Source organism: Kitasatospora sp. NPDC058046, assembly GCF_042885595.1.
Classification (GTDB): Bacteria; Actinomycetota; Actinomycetes; order Streptomycetales; family Streptomycetaceae; genus Kitasatospora.
Genome location: NZ_JBHVRS010000001.1, coordinates 246915 through 265264 on the forward strand (window position 1 = coordinate 246915; position 18350 = coordinate 265264).

Consider the following 18350-nt stretch of genomic DNA (forward strand, 5'->3'; position numbering starts at 1 on the left):
GCTCCGGAAGGGCGTCCGGAAAAGGCGTAGCGGCGGCGGGCGCGGTCCTCCCCCGGTTCCGCGCCGCCGCCGTGCCGTCGCTCCGCCGCTCCCCCGTGGTCGGCGGTGGCGAGCTCCCCCCTCGCGGCCGGTCTCCCCCCGGCCCGCTCCGCCGCCCCGTGTCGGCGGTGCGGGGACCGTGACCAGCCCCGTGGCGGTCCGTCCGCCGCCTCCCCGGGCCGGTTCGGCCGGGGGACGGACGGATCCGCCGCCCGGGCGGGCCCGGCGCCCGACGCGCCGCCCTCCCGGGTGCCACCACTCTCCCGTCTCCGCAGGTCGGGGGCCATCCGCTGACGTACTCAACCGCGGATCTGAGTATTTGTACTCAGTGCGCCCCGGCCCGTCCCGGTCCGGCTGGCCGCCGGAACCGGCGGGTGCGTCCACGGCGTCCCGGGTGCCGGGTACGGTACGGCGGGGCCGGGCGGTACCGGCCCACCGGACGACCAGGGGACGCGATGACGAGGAGGGGGACGCGATGACGGTCCTGCCGCTGATCTTCACCAGCGGACTGGCCAGCGGCATCAACGCCTACGCGGTGGTGCTGCTGCTCGGCCTGCTGGGCAGGTTCGCCGACGCGGACTCGGTGCCGCAGGCGCTGGAGCGCACCGACGTGCTGGTCGTGGCCGCGGTGCTGTTCGCGCTGGAGGCGGTGGCCGACAAGATCCCGTACGTGGACAGCGTCTGGGACGTCGTGCACACGGTGATCCGGCCGGTCGCCGGCGCCACCGTCGGCGTGCTGATCGCGGGCAACGACCCCGGCTCGCTGAGCGAGGTCGCGGCCGGCGCGATGGGCGGCACCTCGGCGCTGGTCAGCCACCTGGTGAAGGCCTCGCTGCGGATGGCCGTCAACACCTCCCCGGAGCCGGCCAGCAACATCGTGGTCAGCATGGCCGAGGACCTCTCGGTGGCCGGCCTGATCACCCTGGCGATCTTCCACCCCTGGCTGGCCGCCTCGGTCGCCGCCGTGGTCCTGGCCGCCGGGCTGCTGCTGGTCTGGCTGGCGGTCAGCCGGATCCGCGCCTTCCGGGCCCGCCGCCGCGAACGCCGGGCCGCCCGGGCGGCGGCGGGGAGCGCCTGAGACTGGTCCTAGGATCAGGTGCCATGGCAAAGATCGTCGTCATCGGCGCAGGAATGAGCGGGCTCGCGGCGGCCTCCCGGCTGGCGACCCTCGGCCACCGGGTGACGGTCTGCGAGGCGGGCGGCACCTACGGGGGCATGGTCGGGCGGTACGAGCGCGAGGGCTTCGCCTTCGACACCGGGCCCGGCCTGCTCACCCTCCCGGCGGTCTACCGCGACCTCGCGCTGAAGACCGGCAAGGAGCCCCTGGAGCAGCTGGTCGAGCTGGCCCCGGTCGACCCGGAGAGCCGGCACCTGTTCCCCGACGGCACCGCCGTCACCCTGCCGAACGCCTCCCGCGGCGGCGTCAGCCAGGCGCTGGACGCCGCCTTCGGGGCCGGCTCCGGCGCCCGCTGGAGCGCGGTGATGAACCACGGCCGGACGGTCTGGGAGGCCACCCGCCGCCCGCTGCTGGAGGAGCCGCTGCCGGCCGAGCGCGGCGTCCTGTCCCCGGCCGACCGGGCCCTGGTGGGCACCGACCCGTACCCCGTCCCGCCGCGCACCGGCCTGGCCCGGCTGCGCCGCGCGCGGCCGTGGTCCCTGGAGCACGTGGCCGCGCGCGAGCTCGACGGCCACCCCGGCCTGACCGCCCTGCTGTGCGAGCCCGCGCTGCGGTACGGCTTCACCTCGGCCATGGCACCCGCCGGGGCCACCGTCCTGCCGTACATGGAGCAGTCCTTCGGCGTCTGGTACGTCCGGGGCGGGCTGCGGGCCCTCGCGGACGCGGTGTACCGGCGCTGCGAGCTGCGCAAGGTCGCGTTCCGCTTCGACACCCCGGTCACCCGGGTGGTCGTCGAGGGCGGCCGGGCGACCGGGGTCGAGACGGCGGACGGCCGGATCGACGCGGACCTGGTGGTCTCCGCGATGGACACCGATGCCTTCTACCGCCACGGCCTGGCCGAGTGGCCGGGGCTGCCGCCCGGGGAGTGGGAGCCGGTGGAGGTGCCCGGCCGCTTCAGCGTGCTGCTCGCCCTGCGCGGCCCCCGGCCCGAGGGCACCCCGCACCGCACGGTCGTCCACGCGGCCGACCCCGCCGCCGAGGCGAACGCCCTGACGCTCTCGGCGCCGCCCTGCGAGCGCCCCACCGTCCAGGTGCTGCGCCCGGACGACCCGGCGCTGCGGCCCGACGACGACCACGAGAGCGTGGTGCTGACCGCGACCGTCCCGGCCCAGGACGAGGTCGACTGGACCGTCCCCGGGTTCGCCGACCGCTACGCCGACCGGCTGCTCGCCCACGTGGACGCGGCCGGCCTGGGCCTGCGCGAGCGGATCCTGTGGCGGGTCGTGCGCACCCCGGAGGACACCCGCCGGGAGACCGGCGCGCTGTTCGGCGCGGTCGCCCGCCCGGCCCTGGCCGGCTCCGCGGGCTCCTGGCTGAAGGCCGCCAACGAGTCCCCCGTCCCCGGCCTCTACCTGATCGGCGGCAACGCCCACCCCGGCGGCGGCCTCGCCCGCGTCGGCATGTCGGCCTGCATCACCGCCGGCCTGATCGGCCCGGCGTAACGGCCCGGTCGGGCCGGTCAGGGCGGGTCAGCCCTGCTGGTGCCAGGTGTTCTGCTGCTGGTAGCCGTGGTTCTGGTCGTACATCGGCTGCTGCGGGATGCCCTGGGTGTGCGGGTCGGGCTGGGGCTGCCACTGCTGGGGCTGCTGCTGGGCGGTCTGGTCCCAGGCCTGCTGGTGCTGCGGCTGCTGCTGGTAGCCCGCGTACGGGTCCTGCTGCTGGTGCTGCTGCTGCGGGTAGCCGCCGTACGGGTCGGGCTGCTGCTGGGGGTAGCCGCCGTAGGTCTGCTGCTGGTCGTAGGCGTAGGCGGGCTGCTGCTGGGTCTGCCACTGCTGCTGGTCGTAGCCGGCCTGGTAGGCGGGGGCGTACGGGTCCTGGGGCTGCTGCTGGACCTGCGGCTGCTGCTGCTCGTAGTACCCGGGGGCGTAGACGCCGTCCTGGGCGAGCTCCTGCATCTCGAAGGCGGCGGTCTGCTCGACCTCCGGCACCTCGTCGGGCACCGGGGAGGGCAGCGGGGTGGGCAACGGCGCGGGGGCCGGGGTCTCCTCGACGGGGCTGACCTCGCCGACCCGCCTGCGGGCGACCGCGGCGGCCGCCACCGCGGCGGCGCCGCCGGTGAGGGCGCCGAGCAGCGGCACCTTGGCGAGCGGGCCGGGCAGGCTGCCGTCGGGCTTCCGCAGGGACCAGCCGGTCTGGTGGCCGCGCTTGACCGAGAGGGTGACGAAGGCCTGTCCGACCGCGAACAGCGCGGCGCCGGCCCCGATCACCACGACCGAGCCGAGGACCATCCCGGCGGCCACGCCCAGGAAGCCGGCCAGGGCCAGGACCCGCCAGTGCAGCGGTGCCCGGTTCTGCAGCAGCACCTCCGCGACCAGCCAGAGCGCCACCACCGCCAACGCGACGTACAGCAGCAGGTATCCGATGCCCATCCGCCCCGCTACCTCCAGTCGCGTACCCGCGCGTGTGCGCCGCGCGTGTGCGGCGACTGTACCGGTTCAACGGCCGGGGTACCGCATCGCGTTCCCGCCGCCCGGGCACCGGCCGCACACGACCGAGCCCGCCACCGTCGGTACGGTGACGGGCTCGTGAACACCCGGCGTCGGCGCGGCGGGAGCAGGCCCCCGCAGCGCCCGCTCAGCGCTGGTGCAGTCCCAGGTTCTGGTAGATCTCCAGCGTCGCCGTCGAGTGGTTCAGCGTGATGAAGTGCAGACCCGGCGCGCCCTCGGCGAGCAGGCGCTCGGCCATCGCGGTGGCGTGCTCCATGCCGATGGCCCGCAGCGCCGCCGGGTCGTCGATGGCCGCCCGCAGACGGGCCTCCAGGTCGACGGGGAAGGCCGAGCCGCTGAGCTGCGGGAAGCGCTCCAGCTGCTTGGCGTTGGTGACCGGCATGATCTCCGGGATGATCGGCGTCTCGCAGCCGGCGGCCGCCACCCGGTCGCGCAGCCGCAGGTAGTCGTCCACCTCGAAGAACATCTGGGTGATCGCGTAGTCGGCCCCGGAGCGGATCTTCGCCACGAAGTGCCGGATGTCCTCGTCCCAGTCGGTCGAGCGCGGGTGCATGTTCGGGGAGGCCGCGACGCCGACGCAGAAGTCGCCGATCCCCTTGATCAGCTCCACCAGCTCGTACGCGTAGGTGACGCCCTCGGGGTGCTTGACCCACTCGCCCATCGGGTCGCCGGGCGGGTCGCCCCGGACCGCGAGGACGTTGCGCACGCCCTGGTCGGCGTACTGGCCGATGATGTTGCGCAGCTCCGCGATCGAGTGGTCCACCGCGGTGAGGTGGGCGACCGGGGTCAGGGTGGTCTCGGTGGCGATCCGGCCGACCATGTTGACGGTGCGCTCGCGCGAGGAGCCGCCGGCGCCGTACGTCATGCAGACGAAGTTGGGGTCGAGCGGTTCGAGCCGGCGGATGGCGTCCCAGAGCTTCTGCTCGCCGGCCTCGGTGCGGGGCGGCATGAATTCGAAGGAGAAGGAGCGCTTGCCGGCCGCCAGGAGTTCGCGCACCGTCAGTGCGCGATCCGTTCTCGTGGAAGCGATTCCGAGTGCCATGCTGGCAGGCTATCCGGCGTTCGAAGGGGCCGGACAACCGTATTCCATCTATTGAGACAACTGATGGAAGACGTTCCGTTTCGCCCCGGAACGGCTCCGCCGCCCCTCCCCCGCACCCCGGGCCGAGCCGCTCGCACAGCCGTTCCCGGCCGCACCGCTACGCTTGCTGCACCCCAGAGAACCAGCGGAGCCCCATCGTGACCTCGTCCAGCACCCGGCCGGCCAGCCCCGGTTCGGCCCTCAGTGCGGCCACCAGTGCGACCGGCAACGCGGCCGGCAGTGCGGCCAACCCCATGGACGTGGAGGACGTCCGCACCCGTGTCAACGCGGCGCTCGCCGCGTTCATGGACGGCCAGTCCGTGCTCCTCGACAAGATCTCGCCCCAGCTGGCCCCCGCCGCCGACGCGCTGCGCGACTTCCTGCTGGACGGCGGCAAGCGGCTGCGCCCGGGCTTCTGCTACTGGGGCTGGCGCGGCGCCGGCGGCCCGGCCGCGGGCGCGACCGGCGAGGCGATCGCCAACGCGGCCGCCGCCCTGGAGCTGCTCCAGGCCAGCGCCCTCGTCCACGACGACCTGATGGACCGCAGCGACACCCGCCGCGGCCTGCCCTCGGTCCACCGCCGCTTCGAGGCGCTGCACCGTGACAGCGGCTGGCGCGGCGACCGCGAGCAGTACGGCGCCTCGGCTGCGGTGCTGCTCGGCGACCTGCTGCTGATCTGGTGCGACGAGCTGTTCCTGCGCTCCGGCCTGGAGCCCGCCGCCGTGCTCGCCGCCAAGCCGGTGTTCGACCTGATGCGCACCGAGGTCATGCTCGGCCAGTACCTGGACGTGCTGGAGCCGGTGGCCGGCGACTCGACGGACGAGGGCGCGCTGGAGCGGGCGCAGACCGTCCTGCACTACAAGTCCGCGAAGTACACCATCGAGCGACCGCTCCAGGTGGGCGCGCTGCTGGCCGGCGCCGGGCCGGAGCTGGTCGAGGCGTACGGGGCGTTCGGGCTGCCGCTGGGCGAGGCCTTCCAGCTGCGCGACGACCTGCTCGGCGTCTTCGGGGACCCGGCGGTCACCGGCAAGCCGGCCGGGGACGACCTGCGCGAGGGCAAGCGCACCCTGCTGGTCGCGCACGCGATGCGGGGCCTGCCGGCCGCCGACGCCCGGCACCTGGACGAGCGGCTGGGCGCGCCGGACCTGGCGGCCCCGGAGGTCGCCGAACTGCGCGGGCTGGTCGCCCGCAGCGGGGCGCCGGAGCTGGTGGAGCGCCGGATCGAGGAGCTGATGCGGCAGTCGCTGGCCGCGCTGGAGGCGGCGCCGCTCGCCGACGAGCGGGCCCGTACGGTGCTGCTGGCACTGGCCGAGGCCGCCACCGTCCGCAAGTACTGAACGCACTGACGGGCGGCGACGGCCCCGGGCCGGTCCTGCGGGGTCCCACCGAGACCCGGGACGCCGCTCAGAGCGCGGCGCGCACCCGGCGGGACAGCTCGGCGGCGGCCGCCCGGGGGTCCGCCGCGGCCGTGATGGCCCGCACCACGACGACCCGGCGGGCACCGGCGGCGAGCACCTCGTCCAGGTTGCCGAGGTCGATCCCGCCGATCGCGAACCACGGCCGGTCGGTGTCCTGCTTCGCCGCGTACGAGACCAGGCCGAGGCCCGGGGCCGGGCGGCCCGGCTTGGTCGGGGTCGGCCAGACCGGGCCGGTGCAGAAGTAGTCCACGCCGGGCTCGGCGATCGCCGCGTCCACCTCGGACTCGGCGTGGCAGGAGCGGCCGATCAGCACGTCCTCGCCGAGGATCGCCCGGGCGGCCGGCACCGGCAGGTCGTCCTGGCCGAGGTGCAGCACGTCCGGCCGGGCCGCGTGGGCGACGTCGGCGCGGTCGTTGACGGCCAGCAGCTTGCCGTGCCGGCGGCAGGCGTCGGCGAAGACCTCCAGGGCCTCCAGCTCCTGCCTGGCCTCCAGGCCCTTGTCGCGCAGCTGGACGATGTCCACCCCGCCCGCCAGCGCCGCGTCCAGGAACTCGGCGAGGTCGCCCTGCTCCCGGCGGGCGTCGGTGCACAGGTACAGCCGGGCGTCGGCGAGCCCGGCGCGCGGCGTGTCCGCCGCCATCAGATCAGCATCGCCTGGGCGCGGCGCTTCACCTCGGTGCCGCGGTTCTCCCGCAGCGCCTGGATCGGGCTGCCGGGCAGCGACGGGTCCTCGGTGAAGAGCCACTCCAGGATCTCCGCGTCGTTGTACCCGCAGTCCCGCAGGACGGTCAGGGTGCCGGACAGGTGCTTGACCAGGCCCGGGCCGTCGATGAACGCGGCCGGGACCTGCAGCGACTTGTTGGGGCCGCGCCGGACGGCGATCAGGCCGCCGTTCTTGACCAGGTCACGCACCTCGGTGACCCGGACCCCCCACTGCTCCGAGATGTCGGGCAGGTACATCCAGTCGGTGACCAGGGATTCAATCTTGCTTTCGATCTCACTCACGCCACCAGACTGCCACCTCCGCGGCCCACCGCGCACCAGACCTGCCCCGCGCCTACCCCGCGACGGCCGCCTTCAGCGGTACCGCGGGGTCGGCCGCCCGGGCCGGGTCCAGCGCGGTGCCGCGCTCGATCAGCCGCCGCCCCTGGGCCAGGTCGCGCGGCCGGTCGACGGTCAGCAGCGCGCTCGGCACGCCGTCGCGCAGCCAGAGCACCGACCAGTCGGCGCCCCGCGGGTCGCCGCGCCGGACCAGCTGGTCGCCCTCGGCGTGCCGGCCGGCGTACTGGACCATCCGCCCGAACTGCTCGGACCAGAAGTACGGCACCGGGTCGTAGGCCGGCGCGTCCGCGCCCAGGACGGCGGCGGCCACCGCCTCGCCGGACCGCAGCGCGTGGTCCCAGTGCTGGACGGCCAGCCGGGCGCCGGCCCGGGCCGAGGGGTAGCTGACGCAGTCGCCGGCCGCGAAGACCCCGGGCACCGAGGTGCGCAGCCGCCCGTCCACGACGACGGCGCCGGTCGCGTCCAGCTCGACCCCGGAGCCGGCCAGCCAGCCGGTCGCGGGGCGGGCCCCGATGCCGACCACCACCTCGTCGGCGGGCAGGTGCGAGCCGTCCGCCAGCAGCACCGCGCCGGGCTCGACGGCGGCCACGCCGACCCCGCAGCGCAGCTCGACCCCGGCCTCGGCGTACCAGGCGGCCATCGCCGAGCCGAGCTCCGTCGGCAGCGCGCCGGGCAGCGGCGCCGGACCGGCCTCGACCACCGTCACCTCGCAGCCCGCCGCGCGGGCCGCGGTGGACACCTCGGCGCCGATCCAGCCCGCGCCGACCAGCACCAGCCGCAGCCCGGGGCGCAGCAGCGCGCGCAGCGCCAGGGCGTCGTCCAGGGTGTGCAGCAGGTGCGCCCGCTCGGCGCCGGGCAGGGCGCGCGGCACGGCGCCGGTGGCGATCACCAGCGAGCCGTACGGGAGGTCGCCGCCGTCGGTGTGCAGCACGCCGGGGGTGAGGCCGGTGGCGCGGCGGCCGGTGAGCAGCTCGATGCCGAGCTGCCCGTAGTCGATGTCCAGGGCGGTGGAGTCGGCCTTGCCGAGCAGCACGTCCTTGGAGAGCGGCGGCCGGTCGTACGGCGCGTGCGGCTCCTCGCCGACCAGCGTGATCCGCCCCTGCCGGCCGCCCTGCCGCAGCTTGAGGGCGCACTGCGCCCCGGCCAGCCCGGCTCCGACGACGACCACCCGATCCGTTCCGCTCAGCTCTGCCACGCCCGCCACTGTACTCAGCGCGACGCGGCGGCCTCCGGGCCGTCCGCCCCGCGTACGGGCCTTCGGCCGGGCCGACCCCCGGCGTTAAGGTGGGAGGACCACACGGGAGCCCGGCGGACCGGGCTGAGAGGCGGGCTGACACGGCCTGCGACCGTCCGAACCTGATCCGGGTCATACCGGCGAAGGGAGAAGAGCAGCCTTGTCACGCTTGCCATCAGGCACCCATGCCGACGTGCTGGTGATCGGCGGGGGCGTCATCGGCCTCGCCGTCGCCTGGCGCACCGCGCGGCGCGGGGCGCGGAACGTGATCGTGGTCGACCCCGCCCACGGCGGCGGGGCCGCCGGGGTCGCGGCCGGGATGCTCGCCCCGGTCACCGAGCTGCAGTACGGCGAGGAGCCGCTGCTGCGCCTCGGGATGGCCTCGAACGAGCGGTACGAGACCTTCGCCGCCGAGCTCTCCGAGGCGAGCGGCGGCCTGGACACCGGCTACCGCCGCTGCGGCACGATCGCCGTCGCGCTGGACTCCGACGACCGCGAGGAACTGCGCGAGCTGTACGCCTTCCACCAGCGGCTGGGCCTGGACTCGACCTGGCTGACCGGCCGGGAGGCCCGCAGGCTGGAGCCGATGCTGGCCCCCGCCGTCCGCGGCGCCCTGCACGCCGCGGACGACCACCAGGTGGACCCCCGGCGCCTGCTCACCGCCCTGGTCGCCGCCTGCGGGCGCGCGGGCGTCCTGCTGCACCGCGCCGAGGCCGTCGAGCTGCTGGTCGAGGACGGCCGCGCGACCGGCGCCCGGCTGAGCACCGACGAGACGGTGACCGCCGACCAGGTCGTGCTCGCCGCCGGCCCGCACAGCCACCGGCTGCCCGGTCTGCCCGAGGGGGTGCTGCCCGCGATCCGCCCGGTGAAGGGGCAGGTGCTGCGGCTGCACGTGCCGGAGGCCTACCGGCCGTTCCTCTCCCGCAACGTCCGCGCCGTGGTCCGCGGCCGGCACATGTACCTGGTCCCCCGGGAGAACGGCGAACTGGTCGTCGGCGCGACCACCGAGGAGCAGGGCTACGACACCACCGTCACCGCCGGCGGGGTGTACGAACTCCTGCGGGACGCCCACGAGTTGGTCCCGGGGATCACCGAACTCCCGCTGCGCGAGACCTCGGCCGGGCTGCGCCCCGGTTCGCCGGACAACGCCCCGCTGCTGGGCCCGACCCCGCTGCCCGGGCTGGTCGCCTCCACCGGCCACTACCGCAACGGCGTGCTGCTCACCCCGGTGACCGCCGACCTGGTCTCCGAGTACCTGGTCACCGGTGAAGTCCCCGAGCTCGCAAGGCCGTTCACCCCCACCCGGTTCTCCTCCGAATCCCCCGTCGCGAAGGCCTCCGCATGACCGAGATCGCCCTGACCGAGAACGCCCCGAACGAGAACGCCGTGCACGAGGACGCCCCGACCCCGGTCGCCCCGGCCGAGATCGCCCTGACCGTCAACGGCGAGCCCCGCCGGGTGCCCGCCACGATCACCCTCGCCGAGCTGGTGGCCTCCGTCAGCGCCGCCAACACCGGTGTCGCCGCCGCGCTCAACGAGGCCGTGGTGCCGCGCGGTTCGTGGCCCGGGACGGCACTGGGCAGCGGCGACCGGATCGAGATCCTCACCGCCGTCCAGGGAGGCTGAACCATGGCCGACGATCTGCTGACCATCGCCGGGACGGCCTTCTCCTCCCGGCTGATCATGGGCACCGGCGGCGCCCCCAGCCTGGAGGTCCTGGAGCGCGCCCTGCTCGCCTCCGGCACCGAGCTGACCACCGTCGCGATGCGCCGGGTCGACGCCACCACCCAGGGCTCCGTCCTGGACGTGCTGACCCGCAACGGCATCCGGGTGCTGCCCAACACGGCCGGCTGCTTCACCGCCGGCGAGGCCGTGCTGACCGCCCGGCTGGCCCGCGAGGCGCTCGGCACCGACTGGGTCAAGCTGGAGGTGATCGCCGACGAGCGCACCCTGCTGCCCGACCCGATCGAGCTGCTGGACGCCGCCGAGACGCTGGTCGACGACGGCTTCACCGTCCTGCCGTACACCAACGACGACCCGGTGCTGGCCCGCAAGCTGGAGGACGTCGGCTGCGCGGCCATCATGCCGCTGGGCTCGCCGATCGGTTCGGGCCTGGGCATCCGCAACCCGCACAACTTCCAGCTGATCGTGGAGGGCGCGGGCGTCCCGGTGATCCTGGACGCGGGCGCCGGCACCGCCTCCGACGTGGCGCTGGCGATGGAGCTGGGCTGCGCCGCGGTGATGCTCGCCTCCGCGGTGACCAGGGCTCAGGACCCGGTGCTGATGGCCGAGGCGATGCGGCACGCCGCCGAGGCGGGCCGGCTCGCCCACCGGGCCGGCCGGATCCCGCGCCGCTTCCACGCCGAGGCCTCCTCCGCGATGGCCGGCCGGGCCGACCTGGACACCCGCGAGCACCCGGCGTTCTGAACCGTCGCGCATGTCACAAGCCGGTCCCGGAGGCGGTGTCCGCCGGGACCGGGCGGTCCCGCACCCTAGACTCTCCGAGTGGACATGGCACTGCACGACCCCCTGATCGGCGCCCTGCTCGACAACCGGTACCGGGTCGAGCAGCGGATCGCGACCGGCGGGATGTCCACCGTCTACCGGGGCACCGACACCCGGCTGGACCGGGTGGTCGCGCTCAAGGTGATGCACCCCTCGCTGGCCGGCGACGAGGGCTTCACCGCCCGCTTCATCCGCGAGGCCAAGGCGGTCGCCAGGCTCACCCACCCCAACGTGGTCAACGTCTTCGACCAGGGCGCGGACGGCGGCCACGTCTTCCTCGCCATGGAGTACGTGCCCGGCCGCACCCTGCGCGACCTGCTGCGCGACCGCGGCGCGCTGTCCGTCCGGGCCGCGCTGGACGTGCTGGAGCCGGTGCTCGCCGCGCTCGGCGCCGCCCACCGGGCCGGGCTGGTCCACCGCGACGTCAAGCCCGAGAACGTGCTGATCACCGAGGGCGGCCTGGTCAAGGTCGCCGACTTCGGCCTGGTCCGGGTGCTCGGCAGCGCCGACGGCGCGCCCACCTCGACCACCACCGCGACCGGCGGCACGGTCATGGGCACCGTCTCCTACCTGGCCCCCGAGCAGATCCTCCCGGACGCCCCCACCGACCAGCGGGTGGACGTCTACGCGTCCGGCATCCTGCTGTACGAGATGCTCACCGGCCGCCGCCCGCACACCGGCGACAACCCCGTCCAGGTCATGTACAAGCACCTGCACGAGGACGTCCCGGCCCCCTCGCTGGTCGCCCCCGCCGTCGGCCCCGAGCTGGACGCGATAGTGGCCGCCGCCTGCGCCCGGTCCGCCGGCGCCCGCCCGTACGACGCGGTCGAGCTGCTCGCCGCCCTCCAGCGGGTGCGCCGCACCCTCGCCCCGGCCGCGCTGGACGCCGAGCCGCCGGCCTCCACCCGCCCCAGCCCGCGCTACCCGACCAGCGAGCCGACCTCGGTGATCCGGCCGCTGCCGCGGCCCGCCGAGGCCCCGCCGACGGAGCGCACCAGCGTGCTGGACATGCCGCCGGAGCTGATGGACGAGCTGCTCGCCGAGCCGCGCCCGTACGACGAGCCGACCCCGGTGCACCGGCGCCGGCCCCGGCCGGGCCCGCTGCGCCGCCTACCCCGCCGGACGCTGGTCTGGACGGCCGCGCTGGCCGCGCTGGTGCTGGCGATCGGCGGCGTCACGTACGGGATCTCCGAGGGGCTGTACGGCTCGGTGCCGGGCGTGCTCGGCAAGGACCGGGCCGAGGCGCAGCGGGTCCTGGACAAGGAGGGCCTGCACGGCAGGTTCGTCGAGGTGTTCAGCGAGTCCGTCCCGTCCGGGCAGGTGATCGCCACCGACCCCGGGGTGGGCGCGCGCACCCGCAAGAGCGACAGCGTCACCGTCACCCTCTCCAAGGGCCCCAAGCGGATCGCGGTGCCGGACCTCACCGGGAAGAGCGCCGCCGACGCCGCCGCGGCCCTGACCGGCGCCCAGCTGACCAGGGGCGGCGTGACCGAGACCTACGACGACACGGTGCCCGAGGGCTCGGTGATCAGCAGCTCGCCGGCGGCCGGGCAGCTGCTGCAGGAGAACAGCGCGGTGTCGCTGGTGGTCAGCAAGGGCATGGTGCCGGTCCCGAACGTCACCGGGATGGGCAAGGACGAGGCGCAGAAGGCGCTCCAGGCCGCGGGCTTCACCATGCAGACCAGCGGCTGGGACGTGTTCGGCGCGGTCACCTCCTCCGGCCAGAGCCCGGCGGCGGGCGAGCGGCGCCCGCAGCGCAGCGTGGTGACGGTCAAGTTCTCGCTGTTCTAGGCCCCGGGCGGGCTCAGCGCAGCGGCCCGTCGCCGGGCTCCTCCTGGTAGGAGTAGCGCTGCTCGCCCCAGGGGTCGGCGAGGTTGTGGTAGCCGCGCTCCTCCCAGAAGCCGCGCCGGTCGGCCCGCATGTACTCGACCGCGCGCACCCACTTGGGGCCCTTCCAGGCGTACAGCCGCGGCACCACCAGCCGGACCGGGAAGCCGTGTTCGGCGGTGAGCGCCTCGCCGTTGCGGTGGGTGGCGAGCAGCGTGCGCGGGTCGGCGAAGTCGGCGAGGCGCAGGTTGGCGCTGTAGCCGTACTCGGCCCAGACCATGACGTGGGTGACGCCCGGCGCCGGGGGCACCAGGTCGAGCACGGCGGCGGCCGACACGCCCGTCCACTCGTTTCCGAGCACCGAGAACTTGGTCACGCAGTGCAGGTCCCCGACGACGGTGCTGCGCGGCAGGGCATTGAAGGCCTCGAAGTCCCAGCTGTGCTTCTCCGCCGAGGCGGTGGCGCCGAACACCTGGAGGTCCCAGGTCAGCGGCTTGAAGCGGGGCACCGGCCCGTAGTGCAGGGCGGGCCAGCCGCGCTGCGCGCGCTGTCCCGGGGGGAGCCTCGGGTCAGACGGCGGAAGCGGTTCGTGTTTCGACTGACCCATGGATCCATGGTGACAGACGGCGGACGAGCCTCGGCGCGCGCCCCTTTGCGCGGATCCGCGCCCCTGCCCGTACGGCCCAGCGGTCGGCCGCCCACCAGCACGTTTCACCATGAATCGGATATTCCGACACATGTCCTAGTGAGTGTGAACTTACTGGAATTTCCTCCCAAAGCGGTGCCAGGATGCGCAGCGCAGGACTCAGTACCGGACCCACCGCAGGACTTCACCGCAGGACTCAGCGCAGGACACACGGCAGCACGAGTGCAGGAGGCATCACCATGCAGGGCGATCCCGAGGTCATCGAGTTCCTCAACGAGCAGCTCACCGCCGAGCTGACCGCGATCAACCAGTACTTCCTGCACGCCAAGATGCAGGAGAACTTCGGCTGGACGAAGCTCGCCAAGTACACCCGGCACGAGTCCTTCGACGAGATGAAGCACGCCGAGACGCTCACCGACCGGATCCTGTTCCTGGAGGGGCTGCCCAACTACCAGCGGCTGTTCCACGTCCGGATCGGCCAGACGGTCAAGGAGATGTTCGAGGCGGACCGCCAGATCGAGGTCGAGGCGATCGACCGGCTCAAGCGCGGGATCGTGGTGATGCGGGCCAAGAACGACGTCACCTCGGCGAACATCTTCGAGGACATCCTGGCCGACGAGGAGCACCACATCGACTACCTCGACACCCAGCTGGAGCTGCTGGAGAAGCTCGGCGAGGCGCTCTACCTCGCCACGGTGATCGAGCAGCCGGAGTCCTGAGGCCGCGGCCCGCTCTGGCCACCCGGCCCGGTCAGGCCGCCCGGTTCGCCCGGGTCACCCGCAGCGGGACCACCGGGGCGGCCTCCGGGGCCGGAGCCGACGGCGCCGCCGGGTCCTCCGGGTCCGCGAGGCCGAGCTTCGCGGCCAGCCGGGCGGTCGGGCAGGGGCGGGCGCCGTGCTCGCCGAGCAGCGCCTGGATGCGCCGCACGCAGGACCCGCAGTCGGTGCCGGCCCGGCAGCCCTTCGCTATCTGGCGCGGGGTGTTGGCACCGCCGTCGATCGCCTTCTTCACCTGGTCCTCGGTGACCGCATGGCACATGCACACGTACATCGCGGTCTCTCCCGGGAGTGAAGCGGAGTGGATCTTGACTAAGGTCAGCCTTAGTTCACTGAGGCTTACCTTACCCGGCGAAACGGGTACGAAAAAGCCCCTCCGGGCTCGGGGACACCGAATCCGGAGGGGCCTTCGTCACATCGGACGGGCACCGGGCCTACTGGCCGCGGTACATCTCCGCCACCAGGAACGCCAGGTCCAGCGACTGGCTGCGGTTGAGCCGCGGGTCGCAGGCCGTCTCGTAGCGCTGGTGCAGGTCGTCCACCAGGACCTCGTCGCCGCCGCCGACGCACTCGGTGACGTCGTCGCCGGTCAGCTCCACGTGGATGCCGCCCGGGTGGGTGCCGAGCGCGCGGTGCACCTCGAAGAAGCCCTTGACCTCGTCCAGGACGTCGTCGAAGCGGCGGGTCTTGTGCCCGCTGGAGGCCTCGAAGGTGTTGCCGTGCATCGGGTCGCAGATCCACACCGGCCTGGCGCCGGAGGCGGTGACCTTCTCCACCAGGGTGGGCAGGTGCTCGCGGATCTTGCCCGCGCCCATCCGGGTGATGAAGGTCAGGCGGCCGGGCTCGCGCTCCGGGTCCAGCTTCTCGATCAGGGCGAGCGCGTCGTCGACCGAGGTGGTCGGGCCGAGCTTGACGCCGATCGGGTTGCGGATCTTGGAGGCGAACTCGATGTGCGCGTGGTCCAGCTGCCGGGTGCGCTCGCCGATCCACACCATGTGGCCGGAGACGTCGTACAGCTCGCCGGTGCGCGAGTCCACGCGGGTCAGCGCGGTCTCGTAGTCCAGGACCAGCGCCTCGTGCGAGGAGAAGAACTCGACCGCCTTGAACTCCTCCGGCACCACGCCGCAGGCGCTCATGAACGCCAGGGCGTTGTCGATCTCCCGGGCGAGCTGCTCGTAGCGCTGGCCGGCCGGCGAGTTGCGGACGAAGTCCTGGTTCCAGGCGTGCACCTGGCGCAGGTCCGCGTAGCCACCGGTGGTGAAGGCGCGCACCAGGTTGAGCGTCGCGGCGGACGCGTTGTACATCCGCTTCAGGCGCTCGGGGTTCGGGATGCGGGACTCGGGGGTGAACTCGAAGCCGTTCACCGAGTCGCCCCGGTAGACCGGCAGGGTCACGCCGTCGCGGGTCTCGGTCGACTTGGAGCGCGGCTTGGAGTACTGGCCGGCGATGCGGCCGACCTTCACCACCGGCACCGAGGCCGCGTACGTCAGTACGGCGGCCATCTGGAGCAGCGTCTTCAGCTTGTTGCGGATGTGCTCCGCCGAAACGCCGTCGAAGGCCTCGGCACAGTCACCGCCCTGGAGGAGGAAGGCCTCCCCGCGCGCCACGGCTCCGAGCCGGGCGCGCAGCTGGTCGCACTCGCCGGCGAAGACGAGCGGCGGATAGGACGCGAGCTCGGCAAGGGTCTTGCGCAGAGCCTCTTGGTCCGGCCATTCAGGCTGCTGCGCCGCGGGCAGGGACTGCCAGGAGTGGGCAGCCCTCGATGTCTCAGTCGTAGCGGTCACACCGCCAAGGCTACGGGGTGGCAGGAGTGACTCGTGCCTATTGCCCGAGGAATGAGACACATCTCGGACAAAGACGTGATGCCCCTCACCCGCCCCGACGCATCCGCTAGTCTCGAACCATGCACGCGCCCCACAGCCACTCCTGGTGGTGGGCCTCCCCCCAGGGTGGCCCACAACTGGCGCGTTCCTAGACGAACACGACGGCCGCCCCTCGGGGCGGCCGTCGGCGTCTGAGCAGACGGCCCTCCGGGAGCGGACCTTGCACCGCCTCTCACCAGTCCACCCGGAAGGAAGCCGTTCCCGTGACCACCGCTGTCGACCTGCTCGCCCGTCTCACCGGCCCCGATGCCCCCGCGTTCGCCCTGCTGCACCGCCGCACGCCCCGGCTCAGCCCGGACACCGTCGAGGTGCTGCTGGGCACCGTCGACAGCTACGAGCACCTCGCCGACCTGCCCGTACGCAGCGGCCCACCGGCCGGCGGCGGCCCGGTGCACGACCTGCTCGCGCTCGTCCCGTACCGCCAGATCCGCGAGCGCGGCTTCGAGGCGCACGACGACGAGACCCCGCTCCAGGCCCTCTCGGTGACCGAGCAGCACGCCCTGCCGTTGGCCGAATTCACCTACGCCCTACCGAAGTTGCCGGTCTCACTTGCCGGTGGCGGGTTCGATGTGGACGACGACGCGTACGCCGCGATCGTCCGCCGGGTGATCCAGGACGAGATCGGGAACGGCGAGGGCGCCAACTTCGTCATCCGGCGCGACTTCCACGCGACGATGGAGGACTTCTCCCCCGAACTCGCGCTGACGCTCTTCCGGCGGCTGCTGGAGCAGGAGCGCGGCGCGTACTGGACCTTCCTGGTGCACACCGGCGACCGGGTCCTGGTCGGCGCCTCCCCCGAGGTGCACGTCCGGCAGAGCGGCGGCACCGTCGTGATGAACCCGATCTCCGGCACCTACCGCTACCCGGCCGGCGGCTCCGACCTCGACTCGCTGCTCCAGTTCCTGCACGACCCCAAGGAGTTGGAGGAGCTCACCATGGTCGTGGACGAGGAGCTCAAGATGATGTGCACGGTCGGCGACCTCGGCGGCCAGGTGCTCGGGCCCCGGCTCAAGGAGATGGCCCACCTCGCCCACACCGAGTACGAGCTGCGCGGGCGCACCTCGCTGGACGTCCGCGACGTGCTCCGCGAGACGATGTTCGCGGCCACCGTCACGGGCAGCCCGGTCGAGAACGCCACCCGGGTGATCAAGCGCTACGAGCCCACCGGGCGCGGCTACTACTCCGGCGCGCTCGCCCTGATCGGCCGCGCAGCCAGCGGCGGGCAGCTGCTGGACTCGCCGATCTGCATCCGCACCGCCGACATCGACCCGGCCACCGGCCGACTGGTCGTCCGGGTCGGCGCCACCCTGGTGCGCCACTCCGTCCCGGAGTCCGAGGTCGCCGAGACCCACGCCAAGGCCGCCGGCGTGCTCACCGCGATCGGCGCCCGGCCCGCGCCCACCCGGCTGCCCCACCCGACCGGGCCCCGGCTCGCCGACGACCACCGGGTGCAGGCCGCCCTGGACTCCCGCCGGGCCGACCTCGCGCCGTTCTGGCTGCGGATGCAGCAGCCGGCCGAGATCACCGAGGCCGAGCCGACCCTGGTCGTGGACGGCGAGGACACCTTCACCTCGATGCTCTCCCACCTGCTCGGCTCGCTCGGCCACCGGGTGACGGTGGCCCGCTACGACGAGCCGGGGCTGCGCGAGCGGGTCGCGGCGCACCGGGGCGCGCTGGTGCTCGGCCCCGGCCCGGGCGACCCGGCGCTCGCCGACGACCCCAAGATGGTGCTGCTGCGGCCGATCGTCGCGGACGCGCTGGCCGCCGTCCGCTCCGGCGCCCGCACCTCGCCGCTGCTCGCGGTCTGCCTGAGCCACCAGCTGCTGGCCGCCGAACTCGGGCTCCCGCTGGGCCGCAAGGCCGTCCCGTACCAGGGGGCGCAGGAGCGCATCGACCTGTTCGGCGCCAAGCGCACGGTCGGCTTCTACAACACCTTCACCGCGCGCTGCTCGGAGGCCGACGCGGCGCGGCTCCTCGGCGAGGGCGTCGAGGTCTCCCGGGACGCCGCCACCGGCGACGTGCACGCGCTGCGCGGGCACGGCTTCGCGGGGCTCCAGTTCCACCCGGAGTCGGTGCTCACCCGTGACGGGGTCGGCATCGTGGCGGGCCTGCTGCGCGAGGCGACGGCCGCGCTGCGCTGAGCCGGCGGCGCGGCCCCGGGCGGATGTGCCCCGCCCGGGGCCGCGCCGTTGAACCGGGCCGCGCCGTCGCACCGGGCACCGCCATCCGACGGGGCGGCGGCGCGGGGCCGGGCG

17 protein-coding genes and 1 riboswitch are annotated in these 18350 nt (G+C 74.2%); of the genes, 9 read left to right on the forward strand and 8 right to left on the reverse strand.

The features are described from left to right. Positions 1–514: 514 nt before the first annotated feature. Together ACFVU7_RS01145 and ACFVU7_RS01150 are read left to right on the forward strand one after the other, a co-directional pair. Positions 515–1117 carry a DUF4126 domain-containing protein gene (locus ACFVU7_RS01145; RefSeq protein ID WP_380777779.1) on the forward strand — a complete coding sequence of 201 codons (603 nt, stop codon included), beginning with the start codon at positions 515–517 and terminating at the stop codon, positions 1115–1117. Positions 1118–1140: 23 nt separating this feature from the next. Then, positions 1141–2658, forward strand: a complete 1518-nt coding sequence (locus ACFVU7_RS01150) for a phytoene desaturase family protein (RefSeq protein WP_388043663.1) — start codon at positions 1141–1143, stop codon at positions 2656–2658. Positions 2659–2685: 27 nt separating this feature from the next. Here ACFVU7_RS01150 and ACFVU7_RS01155 read toward each other — a convergent pair whose 3' ends face one another. Together ACFVU7_RS01155 and metF are read right to left on the reverse strand one after the other, a co-directional pair. After that, the gene (locus tag ACFVU7_RS01155) at positions 2686–3585 is read right to left on the reverse strand and encodes a hypothetical protein (RefSeq protein ID WP_074000906.1); all 900 of its coding nucleotides are present in this window, start codon (positions 3583–3585) and stop codon (positions 2686–2688) included. Positions 3586–3790: 205 nt separating this feature from the next. Continuing rightward, complete coding sequence (gene metF / locus ACFVU7_RS01160) at positions 3791–4705, reverse strand: methylenetetrahydrofolate reductase [NAD(P)H] (RefSeq protein ID WP_049651933.1); 915 nt, start codon at positions 4703–4705, stop codon at positions 3791–3793. A gap of 197 nt (positions 4706–4902) precedes the next feature. On the opposite strand from metF, the gene ACFVU7_RS01165 reads away from it, so the two are divergent. Beyond that, positions 4903–6081, forward strand: coding sequence for a polyprenyl synthetase family protein (locus ACFVU7_RS01165; RefSeq protein ID WP_387819650.1), 1179 nt, complete (start codon positions 4903–4905; stop codon positions 6079–6081). Between the two features lie 67 nt (positions 6082–6148). Here ACFVU7_RS01165 and thiE read toward each other — a convergent pair whose 3' ends face one another. From thiE to ACFVU7_RS01180, 3 genes are read right to left on the reverse strand one after another with little or no spacing between them, the layout of a single operon-like run. Continuing rightward, complete coding sequence (thiE, locus tag ACFVU7_RS01170) at positions 6149–6802, reverse strand: thiamine phosphate synthase (protein ID WP_049651934.1); 654 nt, start codon at positions 6800–6802, stop codon at positions 6149–6151. Continuing rightward, entirely contained in the window at positions 6802–7167 is a 366-nt protein-coding gene (locus tag ACFVU7_RS01175; RefSeq protein ID WP_049651935.1) for an Rv2175c family DNA-binding protein, read from the reverse strand. The genes thiE and ACFVU7_RS01175 overlap by 1 nt, the downstream gene beginning before the upstream one ends. 52 nt (positions 7168–7219) lie before the next feature. Continuing rightward, positions 7220–8428 carry an NAD(P)/FAD-dependent oxidoreductase gene (locus tag ACFVU7_RS01180; RefSeq protein WP_117487445.1) on the reverse strand — a complete coding sequence of 403 codons (1209 nt, stop codon included), beginning with the start codon at positions 8426–8428 and terminating at the stop codon, positions 7220–7222. 83 nt (positions 8429–8511) lie between these two features. Next, a riboswitch (TPP riboswitch) is annotated at positions 8512–8624 on the forward strand. A gap of 3 nt (positions 8625–8627) precedes the next feature. Between ACFVU7_RS01180 and thiO the strand changes: the two genes are divergently transcribed. The 4 genes from thiO to pknB all read left to right on the forward strand — a co-directional run bounded on the left by thiO (position 8628) and on the right by pknB (position 12754). After that, on the forward strand, positions 8628–9803 hold the full coding sequence (gene thiO, locus ACFVU7_RS01185; protein ID WP_388043666.1) for a glycine oxidase ThiO: 1176 nt from the start codon (positions 8628–8630) through the stop codon (positions 9801–9803). Beyond that, positions 9800–10084, forward strand: a complete 285-nt coding sequence (gene thiS / locus ACFVU7_RS01190; protein WP_388043668.1) for a sulfur carrier protein ThiS — start codon at positions 9800–9802, stop codon at positions 10082–10084. The genes thiO and thiS overlap by 4 nt, the downstream gene beginning before the upstream one ends. A gap of 3 nt (positions 10085–10087) precedes the next feature. Continuing rightward, complete coding sequence (locus tag ACFVU7_RS01195) at positions 10088–10885, forward strand: thiazole synthase (protein WP_049655375.1); 798 nt, start codon at positions 10088–10090, stop codon at positions 10883–10885. An 84-nt stretch (positions 10886–10969) separates the two neighbouring features. Next, positions 10970–12754 (forward strand): Stk1 family PASTA domain-containing Ser/Thr kinase, encoded by a 1785-nt coding sequence (pknB, locus tag ACFVU7_RS01200; protein ID WP_388044170.1) that lies wholly within the window; start codon positions 10970–10972, stop codon positions 12752–12754. Between the two features lie 13 nt (positions 12755–12767). Here pknB and ACFVU7_RS01205 read toward each other — a convergent pair whose 3' ends face one another. Continuing rightward, positions 12768–13397, reverse strand: a complete 630-nt coding sequence (locus ACFVU7_RS01205) for a molybdopterin-dependent oxidoreductase (protein WP_388043669.1) — start codon at positions 13395–13397, stop codon at positions 12768–12770. A 278-nt stretch (positions 13398–13675) separates the two neighbouring features. Here ACFVU7_RS01205 and bfr point away from each other — a divergent pair, with 278 nt between their 5' ends. Beyond that, positions 13676–14155, forward strand: coding sequence for a bacterioferritin (gene bfr, locus ACFVU7_RS01210; RefSeq protein WP_049655380.1), 480 nt, complete (start codon positions 13676–13678; stop codon positions 14153–14155). 31 nt (positions 14156–14186) lie between these two features. Here bfr and ACFVU7_RS01215 read toward each other — a convergent pair whose 3' ends face one another. Continuing rightward, positions 14187–14486: a bacterioferritin-associated ferredoxin gene (locus ACFVU7_RS01215; protein ID WP_117487450.1), complete on the reverse strand. Its 300-nt coding sequence runs from the start codon at positions 14484–14486 to the stop codon at positions 14187–14189. Between the two features lie 160 nt (positions 14487–14646). Then, positions 14647–15996, reverse strand: a complete 1350-nt coding sequence (locus tag ACFVU7_RS01220) for a class II 3-deoxy-7-phosphoheptulonate synthase (protein WP_049655382.1) — start codon at positions 15994–15996, stop codon at positions 14647–14649. Positions 15997–16298: 302 nt separating this feature from the next. Between ACFVU7_RS01220 and ACFVU7_RS01225 the strand changes: the two genes are divergently transcribed. Next, entirely contained in the window at positions 16299–18236 is a 1938-nt protein-coding gene (locus ACFVU7_RS01225; protein WP_380743432.1) for an anthranilate synthase family protein, read from the forward strand. Positions 18237–18350: the final 114 nt, after the last annotated feature.

Excerpts from the sequence above, each read along its gene's own strand:
- ACFVU7_RS01155 (WP_074000906.1), bottom strand. The coding sequence starts at position 3,585 with ATGGGCATCGGATACCTGCTGCTGTACGTCGCGTTGGCGGTGGTGGCG.
- ACFVU7_RS01215 (WP_117487450.1), bottom strand. The coding sequence starts at position 14,486 with ATGTACGTGTGCATGTGCCATGCGGTCACCGAGGACCAGGTGAAGAAG.
- metF (WP_049651933.1), bottom strand. The coding sequence starts at position 4,705 with ATGGCACTCGGAATCGCTTCCACGAGAACGGATCGCGCACTGACGGTG.
- thiS (WP_388043668.1), top strand. The coding sequence starts at position 9,800 with ATGACCGAGATCGCCCTGACCGAGAACGCCCCGAACGAGAACGCCGTG.
- pknB (WP_388044170.1), top strand. The coding sequence starts at position 10,970 with ATGGCACTGCACGACCCCCTGATCGGCGCCCTGCTCGACAACCGGTAC.
- ACFVU7_RS01150 (WP_388043663.1), top strand. The coding sequence starts at position 1,141 with ATGGCAAAGATCGTCGTCATCGGCGCAGGAATGAGCGGGCTCGCGGCG.
- ACFVU7_RS01145 (WP_380777779.1), top strand. The coding sequence starts at position 515 with ATGACGGTCCTGCCGCTGATCTTCACCAGCGGACTGGCCAGCGGCATC.
- thiE (WP_049651934.1), bottom strand. The coding sequence starts at position 6,802 with ATGGCGGCGGACACGCCGCGCGCCGGGCTCGCCGACGCCCGGCTGTAC.
- bfr (WP_049655380.1), top strand. The coding sequence starts at position 13,676 with ATGCAGGGCGATCCCGAGGTCATCGAGTTCCTCAACGAGCAGCTCACC.
- ACFVU7_RS01195 (WP_049655375.1), top strand. The coding sequence starts at position 10,088 with ATGGCCGACGATCTGCTGACCATCGCCGGGACGGCCTTCTCCTCCCGG.
- ACFVU7_RS01205 (WP_388043669.1), bottom strand. The coding sequence starts at position 13,397 with ATGGGTCAGTCGAAACACGAACCGCTTCCGCCGTCTGACCCGAGGCTC.